Origin of the sequence: Allomesorhizobium camelthorni, from assembly GCF_011045125.1 — a bacterium.
Classification (GTDB): Bacteria; Pseudomonadota; Alphaproteobacteria; order Rhizobiales; family Rhizobiaceae; genus Allomesorhizobium; species Allomesorhizobium camelthorni.
This window is the reverse complement of the sequence record NZ_JAAKZF010000089.1, coordinates 1-19,428: the sequence shown is the minus strand read 5'-3', so window position 1 is coordinate 19,428 and position 19,428 is coordinate 1. Positions and strand designations below refer to the sequence as shown.

At 62.1% G+C, this 19,428-nt stretch carries 18 protein-coding genes and 4 pseudogenes; 9 read left to right on the top strand and 13 right to left on the bottom strand.

Annotation, left to right across the window (positions count from 1 at the left end; genetic code table 11):
- Positions 1-133 precede the first annotated feature (133 nt).
- Both G6N73_RS30185 and G6N73_RS30180 read right to left on the bottom strand, forming a co-directional pair.
- Positions 134-835 (bottom strand): c-type cytochrome, encoded by a 702-nt coding sequence (locus G6N73_RS30185; protein ID WP_165033644.1) that lies wholly within the window; start codon positions 833-835, stop codon positions 134-136.
- Positions 836-1,013: 178 nt separating this feature from the next.
- Positions 1,014-1,912: pseudogene (locus tag G6N73_RS30180) on the bottom strand (IS481 family transposase); the annotation flags it as partial.
- Positions 1,913-2,002: 90 nt separating this feature from the next.
- Here G6N73_RS30180 and G6N73_RS30175 point away from each other — a divergent pair.
- Positions 2,003-3,034 (top strand): IS110 family RNA-guided transposase, encoded by a 1,032-nt coding sequence (locus tag G6N73_RS30175; RefSeq protein ID WP_165033643.1) that lies wholly within the window; start codon positions 2,003-2,005, stop codon positions 3,032-3,034.
- A 502-nt stretch (positions 3,035-3,536) separates the two neighbouring features.
- Here the strand turns inward: G6N73_RS30175 and G6N73_RS30170 are convergent.
- From G6N73_RS30170 to G6N73_RS30145, 6 genes are all read right to left on the bottom strand, one after another.
- Positions 3,537-6,710 (bottom strand): efflux RND transporter permease subunit, encoded by a 3,174-nt coding sequence (locus tag G6N73_RS30170; RefSeq protein ID WP_165033642.1) that lies wholly within the window; start codon positions 6,708-6,710, stop codon positions 3,537-3,539.
- Positions 6,707-8,131, bottom strand: coding sequence for an efflux RND transporter periplasmic adaptor subunit (locus tag G6N73_RS30165; RefSeq protein WP_165033641.1), 1,425 nt, complete (start codon positions 8,129-8,131; stop codon positions 6,707-6,709). Before G6N73_RS30165 ends, G6N73_RS30170 begins: the two co-directional genes overlap by 4 nt.
- On the bottom strand, positions 8,128-8,535 hold the full coding sequence (locus G6N73_RS30160; protein WP_165033640.1) for a FixH family protein: 408 nt from the start codon (positions 8,533-8,535) through the stop codon (positions 8,128-8,130). The genes G6N73_RS30165 and G6N73_RS30160 overlap by 4 nt, the downstream gene beginning before the upstream one ends.
- Positions 8,536-8,665: 130 nt before the next feature.
- The gene (locus tag G6N73_RS30155) at positions 8,666-9,055 is read right to left on the bottom strand and encodes a hypothetical protein (protein ID WP_165033639.1); all 390 of its coding nucleotides are present in this window, start codon (positions 9,053-9,055) and stop codon (positions 8,666-8,668) included.
- A gap of 7 nt (positions 9,056-9,062) precedes the next feature.
- Positions 9,063-9,272 carry a hypothetical protein gene (locus G6N73_RS30150; RefSeq protein WP_165033638.1) on the bottom strand — a complete coding sequence of 70 codons (210 nt, stop codon included), beginning with the start codon at positions 9,270-9,272 and terminating at the stop codon, positions 9,063-9,065.
- Positions 9,269-9,601, bottom strand: coding sequence for a transposase (locus G6N73_RS30145; protein ID WP_206079177.1), 333 nt, complete (start codon positions 9,599-9,601; stop codon positions 9,269-9,271). Before G6N73_RS30145 ends, G6N73_RS30150 begins: the two co-directional genes overlap by 4 nt.
- 115 nt (positions 9,602-9,716) lie before the next feature.
- On the opposite strand from G6N73_RS30145, the pseudogene G6N73_RS30140 reads away from it, so the two are divergent.
- A pseudogene (locus G6N73_RS30140) lies at positions 9,717-9,919 on the top strand (transposase); the annotation flags it as partial.
- Here the strand turns inward: G6N73_RS30140 and G6N73_RS30135 are convergent.
- A pseudogene (locus tag G6N73_RS30135) lies at positions 9,822-10,386 on the bottom strand (NADPH-dependent FMN reductase). The pseudogenes G6N73_RS30140 and G6N73_RS30135 sit on opposite strands and share 98 nt — an antisense overlap.
- 198 nt (positions 10,387-10,584) lie before the next feature.
- On the opposite strand from G6N73_RS30135, the gene G6N73_RS38425 reads away from it, so the two are divergent.
- Both G6N73_RS38425 and G6N73_RS30130 read left to right on the top strand, forming a co-directional pair.
- Positions 10,585-11,130, top strand: a complete 546-nt coding sequence (locus G6N73_RS38425; protein ID WP_343044797.1) for a thiamine pyrophosphate-binding protein — start codon at positions 10,585-10,587, stop codon at positions 11,128-11,130.
- Entirely contained in the window at positions 11,025-12,278 is a 1,254-nt protein-coding gene (locus G6N73_RS30130; RefSeq protein ID WP_246252689.1) for a thiamine pyrophosphate-dependent enzyme, read from the top strand. The genes G6N73_RS38425 and G6N73_RS30130 overlap by 106 nt, the downstream gene beginning before the upstream one ends.
- A 198-nt stretch (positions 12,279-12,476) precedes the next feature.
- Here G6N73_RS30130 and G6N73_RS37375 read toward each other — a convergent pair whose 3' ends face one another.
- Positions 12,477-12,623, bottom strand: a complete 147-nt coding sequence (locus G6N73_RS37375; protein WP_246252691.1) for a hypothetical protein — start codon at positions 12,621-12,623, stop codon at positions 12,477-12,479.
- Here G6N73_RS37375 and G6N73_RS30125 point away from each other — a divergent pair.
- From G6N73_RS30125 to G6N73_RS30105, 5 genes and pseudogenes are all read left to right on the top strand, one after another.
- Positions 12,573-13,844 (top strand): annotated as a pseudogene (locus tag G6N73_RS30125) (FAD-dependent oxidoreductase); the annotation flags it as partial. The gene G6N73_RS37375 and the pseudogene G6N73_RS30125 overlap by 51 nt on opposite strands.
- A 160-nt stretch (positions 13,845-14,004) precedes the next feature.
- Positions 14,005-14,700: a glutathione S-transferase family protein gene (locus G6N73_RS30120; RefSeq protein ID WP_165033637.1), complete on the top strand. Its 696-nt coding sequence runs from the start codon at positions 14,005-14,007 to the stop codon at positions 14,698-14,700.
- Positions 14,701-15,126: 426 nt separating this feature from the next.
- Complete coding sequence (locus G6N73_RS30115; protein WP_165033636.1) at positions 15,127-15,699, top strand: hypothetical protein; 573 nt, start codon at positions 15,127-15,129, stop codon at positions 15,697-15,699.
- A gap of 28 nt (positions 15,700-15,727) precedes the next feature.
- Positions 15,728-16,171 carry a hypothetical protein gene (locus tag G6N73_RS30110; RefSeq protein WP_165033635.1) on the top strand — a complete coding sequence of 148 codons (444 nt, stop codon included), beginning with the start codon at positions 15,728-15,730 and terminating at the stop codon, positions 16,169-16,171.
- A gap of 309 nt (positions 16,172-16,480) precedes the next feature.
- Positions 16,481-17,248, top strand: a complete 768-nt coding sequence (locus G6N73_RS30105; RefSeq protein WP_165033634.1) for an isocitrate lyase/PEP mutase family protein — start codon at positions 16,481-16,483, stop codon at positions 17,246-17,248.
- 362 nt (positions 17,249-17,610) lie between these two features.
- Here G6N73_RS30105 and G6N73_RS30100 read toward each other — a convergent pair whose 3' ends face one another.
- The 3 genes from G6N73_RS30100 to G6N73_RS30090 all read right to left on the bottom strand — a co-directional run.
- Complete coding sequence (locus G6N73_RS30100; protein ID WP_165033633.1) at positions 17,611-18,177, bottom strand: OsmC family protein; 567 nt, start codon at positions 18,175-18,177, stop codon at positions 17,611-17,613.
- Positions 18,167-18,913, bottom strand: a complete 747-nt coding sequence (locus tag G6N73_RS30095) for a ferredoxin reductase (RefSeq protein ID WP_165033632.1) — start codon at positions 18,911-18,913, stop codon at positions 18,167-18,169. Before G6N73_RS30095 ends, G6N73_RS30100 begins: the two co-directional genes overlap by 11 nt.
- Positions 18,906-19,428: molybdopterin-dependent oxidoreductase (locus tag G6N73_RS30090; protein ID WP_165033631.1), on the bottom strand; the 523-nt coding region annotated here is incomplete at its 5' end. The genes G6N73_RS30095 and G6N73_RS30090, both read right to left, overlap by 8 nt.

Below are 19,428 nucleotides of genomic sequence, written 5' to 3'. Positions count from 1 at the left end.
GTCATGCCGAGATTCCTGACCGTCTCGCTGATCGAGCTTCCGTCGGCGGAAACCGCCGCCACTACAGAGCGTTGGTCCGGCGTCAAGCCTGCCAGAGCATGGCGGGATGGGGCTGAGCCGCTTTGAAAGATCGTCAGCATTTCTCTTGAACAAGGGATATGAGGTCGGTGAGGCTGGAGAAGATCACCGAGACACGGTCGCCGGCCATGCCGGCGCCAAGGATCACCGCAACGCCCTTTGGCGGGCCGGTCTCCACGCTGTCGATTTTCAGCCGGATGTTCTTTTCCCAATAAGGCGTCTCCTGGCCGTCGTCCGTCCTGATGAAGTAGCTGTCGCCGCAATGTCGGATGGCGGTAACACGCGCCTGCGGCGGCACATCGCGGATCGGCTCCGGCGCCCCCGCGCGAAGCCAGGCGGCCGGGATGAGGCCGTCGGCCGCAGCTTTCCCTCCACCGCCCGGTTTTCCCGCGATCTCAAGAAACGCAATGAGATCGGCGCGCGCCTGGGGATTGGCAATCCCCTGGAACACCATATAGGTGCCGGGGATCATCGCCGCGGGGTCTTTCAGCCAGCCGTCGAGCGCGGCCGCGTTCCAGATGAAATCCGCCGTCTTCAACCCGTCCGAATAGCGCACGAAACCTTCGGCCGTCCCGGCCTTCCGCTCGAAGACATTGCCCAGACTCGGGCCGCTGAGGTGCAGCTCCGGTTCCAGCGCATGGCAGGCGACACATGCACGATAATGTTGCGCCCCGCGTGTCGGGTCGCCGTCGGCGAGTGCATCGGATGTTGCGCCAAGGCCGGCGATAGCCGTCGCCACGAAAACGGTTGCTTTCATTGTCCGCTCCTCCCTTTAGGCGACGCCGATGATAAGCGCCTGCCCGCACTTAAACGCTTTGTCGGTCCCCGGTTTGCCGGCCCTCCCTCTCAATTCTGTTCGTTCAACCTTGTCGCTGCTGACCGTACTCCCAACGCGATGCCCTCTAGAGGGCAAATAGACAAGAATAATCCAACTGCTAGGTGTTCAGTCCCGGCATTTGATGGATCGGATCGATGATGAATCGATCTGGCTCTGAAGTCCATCGTTTGCAGACGAACTCGTATGGCGTGAGGCCCTTGAGCGTCTTGATCCGCCGGCCGAAATTGTAGGCGTCGATGAAGTCCTGAAGGTGCTGGAGCAGCTGTTCGTGGCTGTCGTAGTGGAAGCGTTTGACAGTCGCGTCCTTGATGGTGCGGTTCATGCGCTCGACCTGGCCGTTCGTCCACGGGTGATTGATCTTGGTGAACCTGTGCTCGATGCCGTTCTCGCGGCATCGCATGTCGAACATGTGGGTCATGTATCGCGCTGTTGGTCCGTTGGCGTAGCGGGGCGGATAGCGGAACTGGATGCCATTATCGGTGAGCACGGTGTGGATCTTGTAGGGCAGGGCCTCGATCAGGGCGACGAGGAAGGCCGAGGCGGTGACCCGGTTGGCCTTCTCGACCAATTGGGCAAAGGCGAATTTGGAGGTCCGATCGATGGACACGAAGAGATGGAGCTTGCCCTCGGCCGTCTGCACCTCGGCAATGTCGATGTGGAAGTAGCCGATCGGGTAGCTCTTGAACTTCTTCTTCGGCTGCTTGTCGCCTTCGACGTCGGGCAATCTGGAGATGCCGTGCCGTTGCAGGCAGCGATGCAGGGATGAACGGTCAGGTGCGGAATGGTCGGCTGAAGCGCATAGAGACAGTCGTCCAGCGGCAGCAGCGTATGCCTGCGGAAGGCGACGATGATCGCCTCGTCTTCCAGCGACAGGACCGTAGAATGGGCCTCCTTCGGCCCGGTCGGCAGATCAGCGACCGAAGACCGCTCCCGCCATTTGGCGACGGTCTTCTGGTTGATGCCGTAACGCTTGGCCAGCGCTCTCAGGCTCTCTTGATGGCGTGGACGGCGCCCGCAACGGCATCACCCTCGTGAGAGGTGTGCCAAGATGGCTGCTGTCGAGCACTCATCTGAAGGAGCACCGCCATGGGCAAGACTACCACCGATCTCGATACTGTAGCCGCCACCGGCCTTGATCTGGCCAAGCATGTTTTCCAAGTCGACGCCGCCGGCCGTGTCGTCGTGACCCGGGTGCTGCGGCGCAAACATGTGCTGGCATTTTTCGAGCGTCTGCCGTCGTGCCTGGTCGGCATGGAAGCATGCGGCTCGGCCCACCATTGGGCCCGCGAGTTGATGAAACTTGGCCATGACGTCCGGCTGATGCCGCCGGCCTATGTAAAGGCCTATGTCCGTCGCCAGAAGAATGACGCCGCGGATGCAGCTGCCATTTGCGAGGCTGTGACACGACCCTCCATGCGTTTTGTGCCGGTGCGATCGGTCGAGAACCAGGCAGCGCTTATGCACCACAAGGTGCGCGAACTTCTGGTGGCACAGCGTACGCAACTGCTCAATGCCCTGCGCAGTCATCTCGCCGAGATCGGGACCATCGCGGCGCAGGGACCGAACAACGCACGCGCTTTGGCAGTTCTTATCGTGGAAGGTAACGACATGATCCCGGCGATCGTGCGCTCGGCGCTGTTGCCTCTGGTGCGTCGGATGAATGAACTCGATCAGGAGATCGCGCAAAGCGATCGGACCATTCTGGTTCTAGCCAAAGCCGATGAGACAGCGCGCCGCCTGATAAGCGTTCCCGGCATCGGTCCCGTCACCGCCTCTGCCCTTGCCGCAAGCATCCAGGATGTCTCGGCGTTCTCGGGCCCGCGTGAGTTCGCTGCCTTCCTCGGGCTCACCCCGCGGCAGAGTTCATCTGGCGGCGAGGAGCGGCTGGGCCGCGTATCCAACATGGGCAACCGATATCTGCGCAAGCTACTCGTCGTCGGCGCCCACGCGGTTCTCTTCCACCGCACACGCTGCAGCGATACATTGAGACAATGGGCCGATCGCTTGATGGAGACCAAGCGCTTCAAGCTTGTCGCTGTAGCAACCGCCAACAAGCTCGCCCGCATCGTCTTCGCACTCATGCGCGACGAGACACACTATGCCGGCACGCCGGCGTAACAGCATCAGCGGCTGAGGCTGCGGAGCGGAAAATCGAGGGTGACAGTGACGTGATGGGAACAGACGGAGACAGATCCCCAAAGCCTGCAGCATAGTCGGAGCTTCGAGCTCGTTCTCTTGATCAGGCCAAAGGATCAGCGGACACCATCAGGGCCAGCGGTCACAGCAACAGGCCGGAGACATGAGCGCATCCGCGATCGTCCCAACACCGAAAAGAAGCCCTTGATCGGCGGGCGCCGTCCAGACATGACCGACATGTCTGTGGTTTGAGCGAAGGACAAGGTCAGCCCTGCGGTCACGAAAACCACGAGGAGCAGAGCGAAGGTCAGCCTCCAAGACGAGCATATCCTCATGCCCCAAAGCGGACCCTGAAATGCCGGCCGTGCAGGCCAAAACGCCAAACCGCGGCGTCTGGCCCGCTCCATAGTTTGATCGCACTTGGCCATTCGCGCTGAAGGTGCGGTTGCTCGGCGCCGACAAGCGCCGAAGAACCTTAACTCTGCTATTCCGCCGCGAGCCTGAGTTCGACCGGTGCCGGCTGTGGCTGGCTCTCGTGCACGGTCCGCTCCGGCAGGCGCCAGCCCTTCACGAGGCCGTACACAGCGGGGATGACGATCAGAGTCAAAAGCGTCGACGAGATCATCCCGCCGATCATCGGGACAGCGATTCGCTGCATCACCTCCGATCCTGTTCCTGTGCTCCAGAGGATCGGCACAAGGCCTGCCATGATAGCGACAACCGTCATCATTTTCGGCCTTACCCGTTCGACTGCACCGTACATGATCGCGGCGCGAAGGTCCGACCTGGCGAGCGACCGCTTCTGCACCGCGCAATTCGCTTTCGTGCTGGCAAATGCCTGCTCAAGATAGATCAGCATGATGACGCCGGTCTCCGCCGCGACGCCTGCCAGCGCAATGAAACCGACGGCGACAGCGACCGACATGTTGAAGCCCAGCCACCACATCAGCCAGATGCCACCAACCAGCGCGAACGGCAGCGACAGCATGACGATGAGCGTTTCCGTCAGCGCCTGGAAATTGAGATAGAGCAGCAGAAATATGAGCGCGAGCGTCAGCGGCACGACGATCTTCAAGCGCGCTGCGGCCCGTTCGAGATATTCGAACTGGCCGCTCCAGGCGACCGAAAAGCCCTGCGGCATTTCCACTTCCCCGGCGACCGCCCGTTGCGCCTCGGCGACATAGCCACCAAGATCCCGCCCAGCGATATCGACGAAGATATAGACCGCGAGTTGGCCGTTCTCGGTGCGGATGGAAGTCGCCCCGCGCGTCAGCTCGACCTTGGCTACTTCGCCAAGCGGGACCGAACCGCCGCCCGGAAGCGCAACCTGGACGTCGCTGGCGATCGAGTGCGGATCGCTGCGCATCGCTCTCGGGTAGCGGATCGCAACCCCGTAGCGCTCGCGGCCCTCGACCATCGAAGTAACCACCTCAGCTCCCAGTGCCGATGAGATGACATCCTGGACGTCGGCGATAGAAAGGCCGTACCGGCCGAGGGCGATACGATCCGGAACGATGTCGAGATAGTAGCCGCCGATGACGCGTTCGGCATAAGCGCTCGACGTGCCGGGCACGGCTCGGAGAACGGCCTCGATCTGCCGCGCCACGGTTTCCATTTGGGCAAGGTCGGTCCCGAATACCTTGACACCGACCGGCGTCCGGATGCCGGTCGACAACATGTCGATGCGCGCCCGGATCGGCATCGTCCAGGCGTTCGACACGCCCGGGAACTGAAGCGCCGCATCCATCTCGTTCTTCAGGCTTTCGACCGTGACGCCGGGACGCCATTCGGATTTCGGCTTCAGATTGATGATCGTCTCGAACATTCCGGTCGGGGCTGGGTCGGTGGCGGTCTGCGCCCTCCCCGCCTTGCCGAAAACGGATTCCACTTCCGGAAAGGACTTGATGATCCGGTCCTGCATCTGCATCAGCTCGGCGGCCTTGGTGATCGACAGGCCAGGAAGCGTGGTCGGCATGTACATCAGCGTGCCCTCGTCGAGATTCGGCATGAACTCGCTGCCGATCTGCCGAGCCGGCCAATAGGTTGCCGCCAGCGCGACGATCGCCAACAGGATCGTCAAGGTCTTTGCCTTCAGAACGCCCGCTATCAGCGGCCGGTAGATCCAGATCAGAAAACGGTTGATCGGATTGCGATGCTCGGGAATGATCCTTCCGCGCACGAAGATGACCATCAACGCCGGCACAAGCGTCACCGACAGGATCGCGGCGGCAGCCATCGCGAAGGTTTTCGTGAACGCCAGCGGGCCAAACAGGCGTCCTTCCTGTGCTTCCAGCGTGAAGATCGGCAGGAACGACACGGTGATGATCAAAAGGCTGAAGAACAGCGCCGGCCCAACCTCGCTTGCCGCATCGATCAGGATTTCGATGCGAGGTTTTCCGGGCGGCGCCCTTTCCAAGTGTTTATGGGCGTTTTCGATCATGACGATCGCCGCATCGATCATGGCGCCGATGGCGATCGCGATGCCACCAAGACTCATGATGTTCGAGCCGAGGCCGAGAAGCTTCATGGCGGCAAACGCCATCAGGATGCCGACCGGCAGCATGATGATCGCGACCAACGCACTTCGCACATGCAACAGGAAGACGATCGTGACCAGCGCCACGACGATACTTTCTTCGACCAGCGTCGATTTGAGGGTCTCGATCGCGGATTCGATCAGCTTCGAGCGATCATAGACTGGGATGATCTCGGTACCTTCCGGCAGGCTGCCGGAGATCTCCGCGATCTTTTCCTTGGCATTTTCTATGACGGTCAAGGCGTTCGCGCCAAATCGCTGCAGGACGATGCCGCTCGCGACTTCTCCCTCCCCGTTCAACTCGGCGATGCCACGCCGCTCGTCGGGACTGATCTCGACGCGAGCCACGTCGCCGAGCCGCAACGGGACGCCGCGCTCGGTCTTCAAGACGATGTTCTCAAGATCGGCCACGCCTTTCAGATAGCCGCGGCCGCGCACCATGAATTCGAATTCCGACAACTCGATCGTGCGGCCGCCGACATCCATGTTGCTGCGCTTCACCGCGTCGCTGATCTCTCCGATCGTGATGCCTTGTGCTCTCAATCGCGAGGGATCGACGACAATCGAATATTGCTTGACGAAGCCGCCGACGCTGGCGACCTCGGCGACGCCCTCGGCTTTCGAGACTGCGAAGCGAACCACCCAGTCCTGCAGCGACCGCAGTTCGGCGAGCGACAGTTCCTTGGCGACGACGGCGTACTGGTAGACCCAGCCGACGCCGGTGGCATCCGGACCGAGGCTCGGCGTTACCCCTTCGGGCAGTCGCGTTGCCGCGGCACTGAGATATTCAAGCACACGGCTGCGCGCCCAATAGGGGTCCGTGCCGTCCTCGAAGATAACGTAGACGAAGGACACCCCGAAGAACGAAAAACCGCGCACCACTTTCGACCGTGGAACGGTCAGCATGGAGGTCGTCAGTGGATAGGTCACCTGGTCTTCCACCACCTGCGGTGCCTGTCCCGGATAATCGGTCAGCACGATGACCTGAACGTCCGACAGATCCGGGATAGCGTCGAGGGGCAGCGTTCGCAGCGCGTAGACGCCGGCGCCCACCGTCAATGCGGTCGCGACGAAGATCAGAACGAGATTGCGCGCCGACCAGGCGATGAGCTTGGCGATCATGGCTTCGCCTCCGCCGGTGTCAGCGCGCTCAGCGCGGCTTTGAGATTGCTTTCCGCGTCGATCAGGAAGTTGGCGGAAGTAACCACTTGCTCGCCTTCTTCGACGCCTTCGCTTATTTCGGTCATGCCCTGGCCGCGCATGCCGACCTTGACCTCGCGCGGTTCGAAGCTGCCTTCGCCCTTGTCGATGATGACGACCTGGCGCTCGCCGGTATCGATGACGGCGCTGTCCGGAACGGTGACGACCGGCTCGCCCTTGCCTGCGGCGATTTCTACGTCCGCGTACATGTCGGCCAGCAGGAAACGCTCTGCATTGGGGACTTCGATGCGAACGCGCGTCGTCCGGGTCTGTGTATCAACCTGGGGGTAAATCAGTCCGACCTTGCCCTTGAGAACCATACCGGGCTTGCTGCGGATGCGGATCGTCGCCTCGGCGCCGACACGGATCGAGCCCAGTTCATACTCCGGAACGTCCGCCACCACCCAGACGGTGGAAATGTCGGCGATGCGGAACAAGGCCTCCCCGGGCTCCGCCTTCATGCCGTCGACCGCCATGCGCTCCAGCACCACGCCGCCGCGAGGCGCCGTCATGGTCACAGTAATCGGCACCTTGCGGGTTTTCCTGATTTCGGCAACCGCCTCAGCGGGAACACCAAGGTTTTCAAGACGCTGCAGACTGCCGCCGGCTGCTGCGCCGCCCGGGCCGTTGTTCAAATCCGTGGCATACTGCGCGCCGGCCGCGGTAATTTCCGGCGAATAGAAGCGGACAAGAGGCTGGCCTTCGGCAATGACTTCGCCCGTGGTCACCTGCGCGACCTCTTCCACGAAGGCTTCGGTACGTGTCGAAACGACGCTGATCCGCCGCTCGTCGAGCTGCACGGTTCCAGGCACGCGCACCGGGCGAACGACAACGCTGCGTGTCGCCGCCCCGGTCTTGACCCCTGTTCGCTGTAGCTTGCCTGTCGAGACCTTGACGGTCGAGCCGTCGTCTTCCTCGCCTTCGTAGACGGGAATATAATCCATCCCCATGGAGTCCTTCTTCGGGACGGGCGAGGTGTCGGCCAGGCCCATGGGATTGCGGTAATAGAGGACGCGTTTCTCCCCGGCGGTGTTGACCGCCTCCGCGGACGCTGTTGCCGCGGCGGAGTCAAAGCTCACGTCCTCGCTCGCATGGACGGCTTTGAAATCGCGGCCATCTTCCGTCTGCCGTGGGTTCGCCGAATAGACCGGCTCACCATCGGGATGCCGGAAGTAGATGACCGGCCCGGTCGCTTTAGACAGAGTGGTCCGTTCCTGCGACCAAGCCGCGATGAACGATTCCAGGCTGGGCGCCGCGTAGCCGAGGAGCCCAGCCCAATATCCTCCAGTCCCTGCCGCCGCGAGGGCGACAAGGACGAAGGATGCCGTGGCAATCCGTTTCATGGCACAGCCTTGAAAACGAGCTTGCTTTCCACAGTGTCCGGCTCGCCCTGAACTTTGGCTGCGACCGAAAACTGCCAGCCGCCCGGCATCATCAGGTTGGTCTTGAAGCGATAGACGCCGGGTTGGTTCGAAGGCATCGCCTCGACCGACGTCGTCATCGCCTCCATGCCGTCCGGCGCCATGTCCATGCGCGTGGCGAAGATGACGGCATCGGCGACGGGCCCGCCGTTTCTCTTGTCGACGAGCCGCACCGCCACCGTGGCGCTTTCGCCTTGCTTGACCTCGGTCTCGACGAGTTCGAACGCGTAGTCGGCGCTACCGGCTTTCGCGGAACCGAAAGCGGTCGCAACAGTGATTGCGGCCAGCACCCCGGCAAGGGCGCGCCAATTGAGCTGAATTCCCATGATTTCCAATTTCCTTGTGTTGCTGCCGGGACGTTGCCGGCGCATGCCATCACGTGGCGAAAAGCCACACTTCAACCCCGCGCGAATCCCCGCACGGCAAGGGCGGCGTCGAGACGCCGCGGATGATGGCTCAGGCGTTTGGAGGTCTGGGATGGGGCTCGTGGTGAAGCGAAGCGCCGGGAAAATATTCATGCGGCGGAAGCTTGCTTCTGATGATCGGGGGACCGGCAAGTGAATCGTCGACGGACGCCACGCCGGAAGGGAAGGCCGTCATGCACAGCGCAACCAGCGAACAGTCCTTGTCACATTCCGGCACCGCTGGCAGGCTATCCGGGCACGGCATGCCGTCGGCCATTTGCATCGGCATGGGTGCCGCCATCGACGGCCCGGTCATGAACGGCGCGAACGACCCGAGCAGGAGCCCGAGAACCGCAAAAAACGCCAGCAGTCGACCGATGGGTGGCAGCAGGATCATCATGGAAAGTCTGCCATAGCGCACCCCGATTGAAAAGACGATCACCAAAATGTCACAGCGCCGCGATCGACAAGGCCTGTGCGACACCAACGATCTTGACCAACTGGACGCCTCGAACTACCGGCATTTCCAAGGGCTGCTGGTACAGAAATGAAGTTGCGAACGGCCTGACGCGGCGGTGGCTTGGATCCCGGTCATTGGGGTTGATGCTGGTTGCCGATTTCGGCTCGCGGCAGCGTTTTTCCGCCGCTTTCTCCTTCACGCAGGCACACTTCGCCCCTCATGCCAGACATAGCGGGTGAGGTTGTGGGCAAGGTTTGTCATACCGATCTTCGTCCTGGCCCGCGCGATGCCGATGGTGCGCACGAACATGTCCATGCGGGCTTTCTGCTGTGCGAAGACATGCCCGACGAGGGCGCAGATTTTTGAACGCCGGCCATCGGCCCATGCCATCACCTCGCTTATCGGCCGGCCTCTCCGCTTCTTATGGTGTAAGTCGGAGAAGTAGCCGTGCTTCTCCCGCCACCCCTCATTCCTCTTCGAGCGATAGACGGTGTCGGCCCACACCGTCGAGCCGGTCTTGTCCAGCACGTTGCAAAGCTGCGCCCCGTCATAGGCGGAGGCACTGGTGACGTTCCAGCCGCGGATGAAGACGTGCCGGCGATCGATCGAGTCATGGTTCTTATAGCCGAAGGCGGGAACGGCTATCTCGCGCCGCTTCCAATCGGGCGAAGTGGACTACACCGGCAGCATCTCCAAATGCGGTGACCGGCGATACGAACACTGCTCTATGAGGTGGCGAATGTCATGCTCACGCGTTACCGAGGGGCGCTGAAGCTGAAGGATTGGGGGTTGGCGATCGCCAAGCGCTCCACCATGCGCAAGGCGCGGATCGCGCTTGCTCGCCGGCGTCATCGAGGGCGTCAACCAAGGGTCCGACAGCGAGCGTGCTGGAGATCACCAGCATGCCCATTTCGGAAAGGGTGGCTCGCCCCGCAAGCCCCGCTCGCACACCGCCCGCGCGGCCCCGCGGAGTAGCTGGCGATTGCCGCCAGTCTCCAGAACCATTCCTCCAAGAAGTGGTCTGTCAGGTTCTTGAGGCCAGGCTGGACGCCCCAATTGTATTCGCCGACCACGAATACGAAAGCGTCCGCGCTGCGTATCCTGCAGGCCAGAGCTTCCATGGAGGCTGGCGCCTCGCCGACGGGGTGCTCCTTGTACATGCAGTCGATGATCGGCAGGCCGACGGTCTTCGCGTCCACCAGTTCGGCGGTATCGCCCCTCGCCTGCAAGCCCTTGGTGATGAAGTTCGTGAGCCTTATTCCTTTCCGGTCGGTGCGGTACGAACCGTAGAGCGTGAGGATGTCGAGAGGCATCCGGCATGGGTCCTTTTGGGTCGAGAGGGGCGTCTTGCCGGCGTCGCGGCACAGGAGCGCGATCAGCGCAGCCTACACGGTCGGACTGACGCAGGGGCATGCGCATCAGGCATGCTATTGATAACGCGCGGTAATCACCACAGGCCATATTCTTGTTATACAAGAGGTACTTAGTGCCGCCAACATGGATTGAAGCCAATGTCACGTACCGTTGCTGAAGTGCTTGTCGACGTCCTCGAACAAGTTGGCGTGACGCAGATCTTCGGACTGATCGGCGACTCCCTGAACCCTCTCGGCGATGCGGTCCGGCGGAGCGGGATCGAGTGGGTCGGCGTGAGGCACGAGGAGGGTGCGGCGCTGGCTGCCGCGGGCCAAGCCAAGCTCACCGGCCGCCTCGCCGTGTGCGCCGGCACGACAGGTCCAGGCAGCACGCATCTCGTGGCGGGCCTTTACGAGGCTTCGCGAGACCACGCCCCGGTGCTCGCTTTCGGGAGAGATGCCGCGACGGCTCAAGGGCATCGACTACCATCAGGCGACCGAGCCGGATCTTCTTTTCAGGGATGTCTCGCTCTACACGCAGACGATCACGACGGCGGCGCAGGCGCCGGGGGTGATCCACCAGGCGATCGCGTCGGCTTATGCCGGGCCGGGCGTCGCCCACCTCACGCTTCCCCCAGGATGTGCTCGCCGGCAAGGCCGAGCACTCCGTCCGGAGCGTGGCGACGCTTCGCCCGCGTGGCGTGACGACGCCAGACGAGGCGGATAACGAAGAGGCGGCCCGCCGCATCGACGAGGCCGAGAAGATCGTTGTCTTGTGCGGGGCCGGCTGTCGCGGCTCGGTCGAACTGCTTGTCGACCTATCGGACCGCCTGAGAGCGCCACTGTTTCACACCATGCGCGGCAAGGACCTGATGCCCTACGCAGACGCGCACTGGATGGGCGGCCTCGGCATGATCGGGAGCAAGCCCGCCTATGATGCGGTGCAGGAATGCGACCTGCTCCTGATGGTCGGGACCGATTATCCGTACAGCAATTTCCTTCCGTCTAAAGGCAACGTGATCCAGGTGGACGAGAGAGCGTCTGCAATCGGACGAAGGACGGAGACGGCACTCGGTGTCGTAGGCTCCGTCCGCCCGGCGCTCGCCGCCCTCAACAAGAGGGTCTCGCCAAAGTCGGATACGGCCTTCTTCTACAAGGTTGGCCACGCGCGGCGCGAATGGGACGAGATGCTCGACAAGCAGGGCGACGTGATGCGTAGCCGCGACAAGATCCACCCGCAGGCGGTCGCGCGCATGGTCAGCGACCTGGCAAAGGAGGACGCCGTCTTCGTATTCGACACCGGCCTCAACACCCTCTGGTCGGGCAATTGGATACGGCAGAGCGGCCAACAGCGAATTCTCGGGTCCTTCAACAACGCCGCGGTCGGCACAGCGCTTGGACAGGCGAACGGCGTTCAGGCGCTCGACCGAAGGCGTCAGGTCATCGCGCTGACGGGTGATGGCGGCTTCAACATGCTGATGGGCGAATTCCTGACCGCCGTTCATCACCGGTTGCCGGTCAAGGTGGTGATTTTCGATAACAAGGCCTTCGGGCTGATCACGCTCGAAGCTGAAAGCCTCGGCATCCTCCCGTTTCGCAAGGCGATCGAGTTCCCGAACCCGGACTATGCAGCGCTAGCGCGAGCGTGCGGCGCGCAGGGTTTCAGCGTCCACAACCCGGCACTGCTGGAGGCGACGCTCATCGAAGCCTTCGCGTGCCCAGGGCCTGCGATCGTCGACTGCGTCGTCGTCGCAGACGAGATGCCGAACCTGCCGCATGTCGAGCTGGACCAGGTCGGCCGGTACGCGGTCGCGCGGATCAAGGAGGCAGTTGCCGCGGTGACCGGCGGCTGAAGTGCGCGGACGCCGAGAGGCAACAAGGCGGTGTCTTCAGTCCAAAGCCGAGGCGGTCCGCTATCGCCCCGCCCGACCAGAATTTGTGGTGCGGGTCTTTCGATCTTCTTGCCGGCAACCCCGTGTTCCCGCGCTGATCGGGGGGCACGCAACACACACACACACACGCTAGATCGATTGGAAGCTACCGTGAGCAATCTAGATTCCGAACAGGGTTTCACGACGCAGGGGGTTGCAACCGCAGTCGTTGAGGGCCTCTCTCCGGACGGCGTATTCGAAGTCGACCTCTTCGTCATCGGCGGTGGCTCCGGCGGGATACGCGCGGCGCGGGTCGTCGCCGGCCATGGCGCCAAGGTCATGCTGGCGGAGGAATACCGCCTCGGCGGCACATGTGTCATCCGCGGCTGCGTGCCCAAGAAGCTCTTCGTGTACGCGGGCCGGTTCAGCGACAGCTTCGAGGATGCTGCGGATTTTGGATGGAAACTCGCCATTCCACATTTCGATCGGCCATCCCTCGTCGCGGCAAAGGACCGCGAGATCACGCGGTTGGAGGGGCTCTACGGCGATGGCCAGGACCGCGCTGGCGTCGAGGCCGTGCGATCACGCGCAGTCCTTGTGGACGCACACACGGTTCGGTTCCTCGCCGACGGCCGGCTCGTGCGAGCGCGCACAATCCTGATCGCGACGGGAGCGCGGCCCGAGCTGCCCCAGTTCGACGGCATCGAGCTCGGCATCACCTCCGACGGGGCGTTCGACCTCAAGGTGTTCCCCAAGCGCTTCGTCATCGGCGGGGCCGGATACATCGCGATGGAGTTCGCCGGTCTCTTTTCGGCGTTGGGAAGCGACGTGACTGTCGTGTGCCGCGGGAGAAACGTGCTTCGCGGCTTCGATGAGGACATTCGGCAGACGATCGCCTCGTCGTACACGAATCGCGGCGTCAAGCTGATGTTGTGCGACACGATACGACGCCTGGAGCGGCGAAGCACGGGTAGGTCCGACACCCCTCCAGGCGGCACCATAGACGTCACGACGGAGCAGGGAGCCAGGCTCGTCACCGACCAGGTTCTGCTTGCCTTCGGCAGGACACCGAACACGACCTCCCTCGGACTAGACCGCGCCGGCGTCAAGATGGACGCGAAGGGCGCGATCATGGTGGACGCGAGCTCGCGAACCAAAATTCCGAACATCTACGCCGTCGGCGACGTCTCGAACCGAATCAATCTGGCCCCGGTAGCCGTGCGCGAGGGCCACGCCTTCGCTGACAGCGTGTTTGGTAGGAAGTCCCGGCAAGTCGACTATTCCAATATTCCGACCGCCGTGTATTCGAGCCCGGAGATCGGCACGGTCGGCCTCACGGAGCTCGAGGCACGCATGCAGTTTCCCGCCATCGATGTCTATAAGACTCGCTTTCGGCCGGCCGCGGTCACCGGCGATTGCGAGTCATCGCTCCTGAAGCTGGTGGTCGACTGCGAGACCGACAGGATTCTAGGCATTCACATCTTCGCGGAGGATGCGAGCGAAATGATCCAGGTGCTGGCCATTGCCGTGGGCAGTGGCGCGACGATGAAGGACTTCATGTCGGTCATGGCCGCGCATCATACACTCGGGGAGGAGATCGTCACGATGCATGTGCCGACCGTAGCTATGACCGCCGCGATGCGGCGGCGCCGATCAACGTCGCCGTGGATTGAACCGGCGGCTGCCTCTGTCCAGAAAGGAATATCTAATGATCCGTTTTTTCTTTCACCCCACTCCCAATCCGGCGAAGGTCGCGCTCTTCCTCGAGGAGTCTGGCCTTCTCTACGAAATGGTTCCCGTCGACACCAGCAAGGGCGAGCAACACCAACACTGGTTCAGGAACGTGAACCCGAACGGCAAGGTGCCGGCCATCGTCGACACGGAGGGCTCAGGCGGCGAGACCCGGGTGTTCGATTCGAGCGCAATCCTGCTGTACCTTGCAGAGAAGACCGGCCGGTTCCTCGGCAGGCCGGAAGGCCGGCCCGAGCTGCTCTCGTGGCTTTTCTTCCTCGGCACGGGCCTTGGCCCGTTTTCGGGGCAGGCCGTGCATTTTCAGTATGCTGCGCCGGAAGGCCTTGACTACGCGGTTAACAGGTATCGGCGCGAAGCCGAGCGGCACTACGAGGTGCTCGATCACCACCTCGCCGGACGCGACTACATTGTCGGCTCGGACTACACTATCGTCGACATGTCCGCGTGGGGTTGGATCGACCGTGCGTCCCGCGTGATGAAGGGGGAAGACGAGCCGCTTCGGAAATTCCCGCACATCAAGCAGTGGTTCGCGCAGATCGACGCCCGGCCGGCCGTTTCGCGTACGCGAGCGGTCGGGAAAGAGCACGACTTCAAGAAGGTCAACGACGAAGAAACCAAACGCGCGCTGTTTCCGTCCAATTACGCGACGTGAGACGATCGCCCGCGAAGTTTCCGTGGCGGCGCTCTGTCAGGGGGTGGGCTGTCACGAGATGCCCCCTGCTCGAAAAGGTTCGCCCCGTGAGACCCGCGGCCCTTTGCTGGGTGTCGCGACAAGATGACCGCGCGCAGGCGATCGTGCTGTTCGGGGACATGATCTCGTCAGCCGACTTACCCCCTCGAGGCTAACGCGCGGCATCCTCGCGGACACTGCGCTTTACGCAGACTTGCTCCTTCCGGCAGACCGCGTCGGCGTGAACGTCATCGGAGGACGCTGACGGGGTCCCCGGGAATGGAAACGATAACACCGTGGCATTTCCCAACACCGGTCGCGGCGTCTATCGTCGAAGTGATAACGTCGAATGGGCCTAGTCGGGACCGTGAATGCACGGCTCAAGAGCCTGGCAACTTGGAGTGTCGAATGGAATTGGAAGTCAGCGACATCGTGGAGGCCGTCTCCGAATTGGTGAAGCGCGGCTATGATCGTGAGTACCGGATCAAGAACGGGCGGCTCCGTGACCTGGCCACCGGCACGCCGATCGCGGCAAGCGATATCCACGTTGACGCGGCGCTTAGATTCGAGAGTGGGTCGGACGCAGGAGACGGCTCGAACGTCTACGCCATCTCGGATCGCGCAACTCCTGGGAAGGGACTGCTGATCGACGCCTTCGATACGCTCGACCGGCACTGCTCGCGTGAACTCTTCGAGCGTCTCGCAGCCGGACGGCAAACGAAGCGGGTCGCGCAGCCCGATGTGCCCAGTCGGTACGACCTCCGTAAAATCTACAAGAGCGAATTCGAGCGGGACCCCGAGCGGTTCGTGCTTCGCATCGACTTTCCGGACTTCCCGCCTTGCCCGTTTGGGCAGTCCTTCTCGGTCCTGGGGTTCGATACCGCAGAGCAGCAATATGTGTGGCTCGTTACGAGCATCTTGCGCGACTCCAGGCTAGCCCGGGTTCCCTACCAGGAAGCGGACACTCCAGATAACGCCTGATTTTTAGCATTTGCTCGTGGAGGTAAGAATGAACAAAGAGATCATCAGAGAAACGATGCTTTCACTCGAGGCAGACGCACTCGAAAGCGCGACTGAAAAATACTTCGAATACGTCGCCAGCGCGAAGCTCGACAGGAGCGAGCCGATCGAGGATGACGAACAGGCGCAGGCGGAGATGGCGAGCGACCTCTCCGAGGCGCTTGACGACACTGTCCACGACCACTCCGAAAAGATCGACAAGCTGCATGCGATCGACTTCGGCCCGAAGTCGAGTGTCGAAGAGGGCGCACTCGTGAAGCTGAACGGGCGCCACTTCATCATCGCAGTCTCGACGGGCCAGTTCTCCTGCGACGGTCACGATGTCATGGGCATATCCACCATGGCCCCGATCTACGCGGAGATGGAGGGTTTGCACGCTGGCGATAGTTTCGAGTTCAAGGGACGCAGCTTCGTCGTCGAGGGTGTCGCCTAGGCGACGCTTGACTTCTCGCGGTCGAGGAGGGTGCGCTTGCGCTTTGATCCCCCTCGATATCCCGACAGCGCGCCGTCCTTCTTGATGTCCGGTGACAGGCTGGGCGATCACGACCGGCCTTTTCGAGTTTACCAAGATCTTGGAGCCAGGCTCCGTTGAGATCGCCGACGCGGCCTGCTTGCTACGTGGTATGGCGATGTAACTCCAAGAGGAACCCCTTGCCGGCATCGAGAGGATAGCTGCCAAGCCGAGGTTCCGCCGCATGGTCACCGGACAGAAGACCCAATCGGAAAACGAAGGAGACGACCCATGAACAGCGCAACCGCCGCCCGTGCCGCCTTTCGGACGATGCACGATGATTTCTTCACGCTGCCGAACGCCGTCAGCGTGTGGGAGGCTCGAAAATTAAATGAGTTGGGCTTCAAAGCCATCGCATCGACAAGCCACGGTCTCTCGCTCACACTTGGAAAGAACGATTACAGCGCGACGATCGATGAGACGCTTGAAAATCTGCGGGTGCTCGTCGCCGCGAGCAACCTTCCGGTGAATGCCGACTTCGAAGCGGGCTTCGCCGTCGACGCGCAAGGAGTCGCTGCGAACGTCAGGCGCGCTGCGGAGACGGGCATCTGCGGCCTGTCGATCGAAGACCGCACGGGCGACGCGCTATATGATCTGCCGGTCGCAGTCGAGCGGCTGAAGTCCGCCCGCGCGTCGCTTGACGGGATCGACAAGGCGTTCGTCCTCGTCGGGCGAACCGAGAGTTATCTCGTGGGCTATCCCGACCTGGGAGCGACGATCGAAAGGTTAAAGGCATACTCAGACGCCGGCGCCGACGTGCTCTATGCGCCGGGCGTGTCGAAGCCCGACGAGATCAAGGCGATTGTCGAGGCTATCGCACCGAAGCCGGTCAACGTCGTTCTGATCAGCCCGCGGATGACGGTCGACGATATGCGCGCGCTTGGGGTTCGGCGCGTGAGCGTTGGCGGCTTCCTGCAGACGGCGGCCTGGGCGACCTTCGAATCTGCCGCGAAATCCCTGAGCCAGGGCGGAGGTCTGCCGGCCGAGAGTTTCGGCTAAGCCAGTACCCTTTCTTCGTCGGATATGCGGAGGTGGAGGAGCATCCCTTGCCATCGCGGGATGGGTTATACTGCGCCGGCGAGCGCGAAGCGCTTACGGGGCGGAGCTGGCTTCCTGATCCGCTGGGTTGGCTGAGGACCGCGCTCTGCCCCACTTGTCTGGCATCGCTAACGAGTGGAGCAAGCGCATGGGGAGCACCCGGGCCGCCGCAGCACATTTAGGCATCAGTCTCCTCCGTAGTTCGCAAACTTCGACACGAATAGGCGAATTAATCCGCCAATGACGCTGGTTCAACGCTCCATGTTGCTGGGCATGATAGGTGGCAGTGTCCCCGGTGCGGTAATCGACGGCACGAGAGACGCTTAGTCCGGATCGATATACGGGATCGAGAGTTCCTCCAGATCATCCTCATAGCTGGCCGGAGCGCTTGCGTTGTGGCCGGCAGTAGTGGTGTCCAAGCGTGTGTGAATATCCGCACTGATGCCGAGAATTTTTCCAACAGGGCATTGGTTTGCGGCCTCGACCAAGAATGCGCGCTGTTGCGGGTTGAGCTCTTCTCCCAGCACGAGGGTACGCTCGAATGAATTCTTCTCGCCCTGGGCGCCGTGTTGGAAGCTGACGCCCACCTCCAACCGCTCCAGCGGAATCTTCTGGCGCCGAGCCTGGAACCGAACGCTCATTGCGGTGCATGCAGCTAGAGATGCGCTCAGAAGGTCGTAAGGATTGGGACCGGGAGATATGTGGCCGACGCCATCTGGACCACCGACATTGAACTCGGATGCGCCAACGTGGCCAACCAGGGTGCCATGATTGGTGGGTTCGCTTGCGACGACAACCTCTCGAAGCTTGGGTGCCTTGTCCTGCGGTGCCATAGGGCGTCCTTTCATACTGTTCAGCACGTCACGCAACTCGGCGTCTTTAGCCGCCATATCGTTCGGTTTTGATCACCGCGGCGTCCAACCCTGCCAATAGTGCGCCATCGGCCGCGGCATTGACGAAGGGATTCGATCCGCAGACGAATACATGCGCGGGCATGCGAGGGAGCCGGGCAACCACCTCGGCGACCATTGCGCTATCGATGCGTCGCGCAAAGTCAGTCGGGCGCTCTGGGGTCTCTCGAGTAATCGCCAGCGCGAGCTTGAACTGCGGGTCTGCCGTCTCCAACGCGAGAAGCTCACCGCCAAATAGGACGTCGTGCTTTGTCCGGGATGACAGGAGGAGTGCCGTCGGCACGGTCTGCGCAAGATCGCGCCGGTGTCGGAGCATCGCCATCAGCGGTGCGACGCCAGACCCCGCGCCGATCAACAGAACCGGTGCGGTTGCATGTTCGGGCCACAGGAAGTGGCCGCCGAGCGGGCCACGCAACTCAATCTCGTCGCCCACAACTGCAATGTCATGGAAAAACGGAGAGACTTCACCGTCCGGGAGGCGTTCGATGGCAAGCTCGATGATGTCTGAGGCATTCGGTGAGGAGGCGATCGAATAACCGCGCATTGCCACGTAGCCGCCTGGAGCAGTCAGTCGTACATCGACGTGTTGACCGGCGATATGGGCGAATGGCTCGCTGAGCCGCAAGAAGTAGCTGTTGATGCTTGGCGTCTGCTGAATGATCTCGGCGATGGTGCATGCCTGCCAAGACGCTGATCGCGCGCTACCATCAGTCATTGGTGTACCGCTGCTCACGCCACGGATCCCCATATTTGTGATATCCGCGCAATTCCCAGAAGCCTGGCTCGTCGCGTTCGGTAAATTGGAGCCCGTTTATCCATTTGGCGGACTTCCAGAAGTACAGGTGTGGCACGAGGAGCCGTGCTGGGCCACCATGGTCGCGCGGAAGCGGCTGTCCGTCGTAGTTCAGAGCGACCATGGCCTTTCCGGTCGTCAAATCTGCCAGCGGGACGTTTGAAGAATAGCCATCGAAGCAGTGTGCTAGCATGAAATCAGTGGGAGGCTCCACCCCAGCATCGGCAAGGATGTCGTCGACGATCACGCCTTCCCAGGCGGTGTTGAGTTTCGACCAAGTTGTGACGCAATGAATGTCTCTCGTCATCTTGGTCTTGGGCAGCGCGTTGAATTCACTCCAGTTCCAGACCTTAACAGGCCTCGGCCCGATCTTGAGGGTAAACTTCCAGTCAGCTGTCTCGACGCGCGGCGTCGGCCCCGCTGTCAGGACAGGCGTA

Bases quoted from the DNA above. Each gene is read 5' to 3' on its own strand.
- G6N73_RS30170 (WP_165033642.1), bottom strand. From the start codon at position 6,710: ATGATCGCCAAGCTCATCGCCTGGTCGGCGCGCAATCTCGTTCTGATC.
- G6N73_RS30100 (WP_165033633.1), bottom strand. From the start codon at position 18,177: ATGGCGGCTAAAGACGCCGAGTTGCGTGACGTGCTGAACAGTATGAAA.
- G6N73_RS38425 (WP_343044797.1), top strand. From the start codon at position 10,585: ATGTCACGTACCGTTGCTGAAGTGCTTGTCGACGTCCTCGAACAAGTT.
- G6N73_RS30160 (WP_165033640.1), bottom strand. From the start codon at position 8,535: ATGGGAATTCAGCTCAATTGGCGCGCCCTTGCCGGGGTGCTGGCCGCA.
- G6N73_RS30115 (WP_165033636.1), top strand. From the start codon at position 15,127: ATGGAATTGGAAGTCAGCGACATCGTGGAGGCCGTCTCCGAATTGGTG.
- G6N73_RS37375 (WP_246252691.1), bottom strand. From the start codon at position 12,623: ATGGCCGGCGACGACCCGCGCCGCGCGTATCCCGCCGGAGCCACCGCC.
- G6N73_RS30105 (WP_165033634.1), top strand. From the start codon at position 16,481: ATGAACAGCGCAACCGCCGCCCGTGCCGCCTTTCGGACGATGCACGAT.
- G6N73_RS30185 (WP_165033644.1), bottom strand. From the start codon at position 835: ATGAAAGCAACCGTTTTCGTGGCGACGGCTATCGCCGGCCTTGGCGCA.
- G6N73_RS30175 (WP_165033643.1), top strand. From the start codon at position 2,003: ATGGGCAAGACTACCACCGATCTCGATACTGTAGCCGCCACCGGCCTT.
- G6N73_RS30110 (WP_165033635.1), top strand. From the start codon at position 15,728: ATGAACAAAGAGATCATCAGAGAAACGATGCTTTCACTCGAGGCAGAC.
- G6N73_RS30120 (WP_165033637.1), top strand. From the start codon at position 14,005: ATGATCCGTTTTTTCTTTCACCCCACTCCCAATCCGGCGAAGGTCGCG.
- G6N73_RS30165 (WP_165033641.1), bottom strand. From the start codon at position 8,131: ATGAAACGGATTGCCACGGCATCCTTCGTCCTTGTCGCCCTCGCGGCG.
- G6N73_RS30130 (WP_246252689.1), top strand. From the start codon at position 11,025: ATGCCGGGCCGGGCGTCGCCCACCTCACGCTTCCCCCAGGATGTGCTC.
- G6N73_RS30095 (WP_165033632.1), bottom strand. From the start codon at position 18,913: ATGACTGATGGTAGCGCGCGATCAGCGTCTTGGCAGGCATGCACCATC.